We start from the raw sequence: 3286 nt of genomic DNA, 5'->3' as shown, positions 1-3286 counted from the left end.
GGTCAACTCGGCGGACAGCGTGGTGGTGTCGGGTGATCTGGACGCGCTGGACGAGCTGCTGGCGTCCTGTGAGGCCGGCGGCATCCGTGCCCGCCGGCTGCCCGTCAACTACGCCGCGCACTCCGCGCAGGTCGAGGCGATCCGCGAGCAGCTGCTCACCGACCTCGCCGGGATCGAGCCGAGGACCGCGGCCGTCCCCTTCTACTCCACGGTGACCGGCGAGGAGATCGACACCTCCGCCCTCGACGCCGACTACTGGTACCGCAACCTCCGCGAACCCGTACGCTTCGACCTCGCCGTCGAGACCCTCACGCAGCACCGGCACGGCGTGTTCGTGGAGGTCAGCCCGCATCCCGTCCTGGTGCCGGTGATGGACGGCGTGGTGACCGGCACGCTGCGCCGCGACAGCGGCAGGCAGGAGTTCCACCTCGCCCTGGCGCGCCTGCACACACAGGGCGTGGCGGTCGACTGGACGCCGGTCTTCCCCGGCGAGCCCCACCATGTCCCGCTGCCGACGTACGCCTTCCAGCACCGGCCGTACTGGCTGAACCCCCTCGCTGCGAAGGGCGACGTGTCGGCGGCCGGACTGGACTCGGCCGGGCACCCGCTGCTCGGGGCCGTCGTCGAACTGGCCGGGGACCAGAGCGTCCTGCTCACGGGCCGCCTCTCGACGGCCACCCGGCCGTGGCTGGCCGACCACGTCGTCCTGGGCTCCGTGCTGCTGCCCGGCACCGTGTTCGTCGAACTCGCCCTGCACGCCGGACGGCAGGCAGGCTGCGACGTCCTGGACGAACTGGTGCTGGAAGCCCCCATGATCCTGCCGGACGACGGTTCCGTGCCGGTCCAGGTCGTCGTCGGCGCGCCGGACGGGACGGGCCGGCGCCCCGTCACCGTGCACTCCCGGACGGGCGGCAGTTGGCTGCGGCACGCCACCGGCATGCTGGCGACCGCCGACGGCCCCCAGCCGTACGACACCGGCGAGCCCTGGCAGCCGGCCGGGGAGCCCGTCGACCTGACCGACTTCTACGAGACCCTCGCCGACCAGGGCTACGAGTACGGGCCGGTGTTCGCGGGCGTGCGCGAGATCAGGCGGCAGGGCGACGAGCTCTACGCCGAGGTGGCGCTGCCCGTCGACACCCGCGACCGCTTCGACCTCCACCCGGCGCTGCTCGACGCCGCACTCCAGCCGCTGACCCTGCTGGCGGCCGGCCGCCTGCCGTTCTCGTTCGCCGGGGTGTCGATGCGGAAGGCCGGCTCCACGGCCCGGGTCCGCCTCACGCCCACCGGCCCGGACACCTTCCGGGTCGCGCTCGCCGACGAAGCCGGGCCGCTGGCGGTGATCGACGCGCTGACCGTGCGCCACCGGCCGCCGGGCCTGGCGGCCGCCGGGACCGACCAGCTGTTCCGCCTCGACTGGGTGCCCGTCGAGAGCACGGGCGAAGCTCCGGCCGTCCACCACGTCACGGCCCCGGCGGGAGACCCCGTGGCGGCCGCGCACACCGTCGCCGCCGAGACGCTGGGCGTGCTCCAGGACTTCCTGCGCGACGGGGACGGCCGGCTGGCCGTCGTGACCCGCGGGGCGGTCGGGCCGGACCCGGTCGACCTGCCGTCCAGCGTCGTCTGGGGTCTGGTCCGCGCGGCCCAGGCGGAACACCCCGACCGGTTCGTGCTCGTAGACACCGACGACCGCGTCCTCGTCGCGGGGGACGAACCGCAGCTCGTCGTCCGCGACGGCGCCGCCCGCGCCGCCCGGCTGGTACGGGCCGAAGCGGCCCCGGTGCCCGGCCCGCTCGACCCGAACGGAACCGTGCTGATCACCGGAGGCACCGGAACACTGGGCCGCCTCGTCGCCCGGCACCTGCGCGAGCGGCACGGCATCCGGCACCTGCTCCTGCTCAGCAGGACCGGCGCGGAGGTGGACTTCGACGCCGAGGTGGTGGCCTGCGACGTGGCCGACCGGGACGCGCTGGCGGCCGTCCTGGACTCGATCCCGGCCGCGCACCCGCTGACCGCGGTCGTGCACGCCGCCGGCGTGCTCGACGACGGCGTCGTCGAATCCCTCACGCCCGACCGGATCGACCAGGTGCTGCGGCCCAAGGCCGACGCCGCCTGGCACCTGCACGAGCTGACGAAGGACCTCGACCTGGGCGCGTTCGTGCTCTTCTCGTCCGCCGCCGGTGTGCTGGGCGGCCCGGGCCAGGCGAACTACGCCGCCGCGAACGCCTTCCTGGACGCCCTCGCCGTTCACCGGCGGGCCCTGGGGCTGCCGGGCGTGTCGCTGGCCTGGGGCCACTGGGCCGAGGCCAGCGGGCTGACCGAGAACCTCACCGACACGGACCTCAAGCGCCTCGCCCGCGCCGGTGTGCTGCCGATGCCCACGGACCGGGCGCTGGCACTGTTCGACCTGGCCCTGGGCGCCGACGAACCCGTGCTGGTCCCCGCACACCTCGACCTGTCGGCGGCGTCCACCCGCCCCCTGCTCGGCCGCCTCACCCGTACCGGGCCCGCCCGGCGGACGAACCGGCCGGGCCTGGGCAGGGAACTGGCGGCCCTGCCCGAGACCGAGCAGCACAGCCGCGTCCTGGACCTGGTCACCGGCCAGACGGCCGCGGTCCTCGGCCACACCGACACCGCGGCCGTCGGCGCCGACCGGGCCTTCAAGGAACTGGGCTTCGACTCGCTCACGGCAGTCGAACTGCGCAACCGCCTGTCCGCGGTCGTCGGGGTACGGCTGCCCGCGACGCTGACCTTCGACTACCCGACCCCCGACGCGCTGGCCGGCCACCTGCGGAATCTCCTCGTCGGCGCCCGACGCCAGGCCCCTGCCTCGCCCGTGCCGGTCGGGGTGCCGGTGTCGGACGACCCGGTGGTGGTGGTCGGGCTGGGTGCCCGGTATCCGGGTGGGGTGGGCTCGGCGCAGGAGTTGTGGGGCCTGGTGTCGGGCGGGGTCGATGCGGTGGGCGAGTTCCCGTCGGATCGTGGGTGGGACGTGGGTCGTCTCTACGATCCCGCCGGTGGCCCGGGGAAGTCGTACACGCGGTCGGGTGGCTTCCTCGCGGACGCGACGGGGTTCGACGCGGCGTTCTTCGGGATCTCGCCGCGTGAGGCGTTGGCGATGGATCCGCAGCAGCGGGTGCTGCTGGAGACCGTGTGGGAGACCTTCGAGGATGCGGGGATCGATCCGACGTCGCTGCGTGGCAGCCGGACGGGCGTATTCACCGGCATCTGGTCCTCGGGCTACGGCGCCGGGGCGCAGCCGCCCGACCTGGAGGGCTACCTCTCGACG

1 protein-coding gene is annotated in these 3286 nt (G+C 74.6%); it reads left to right on the top strand.

Annotated features, from left to right (window positions below):
* A partial coding sequence (locus tag IEZ12_RS36285; RefSeq protein WP_189278540.1) for an SDR family NAD(P)-dependent oxidoreductase occupies nucleotides 1-3286 on the top strand: 3286 nt, incomplete at both ends.

The organism is Kitasatospora griseola (assembly GCF_014648555.1).
GTDB classification, from domain to species: Bacteria; Actinomycetota; Actinomycetes; order Streptomycetales; family Streptomycetaceae; genus Kitasatospora; species Kitasatospora griseola.
This window is presented reverse-complemented; position numbering and strand designations above follow the sequence as displayed.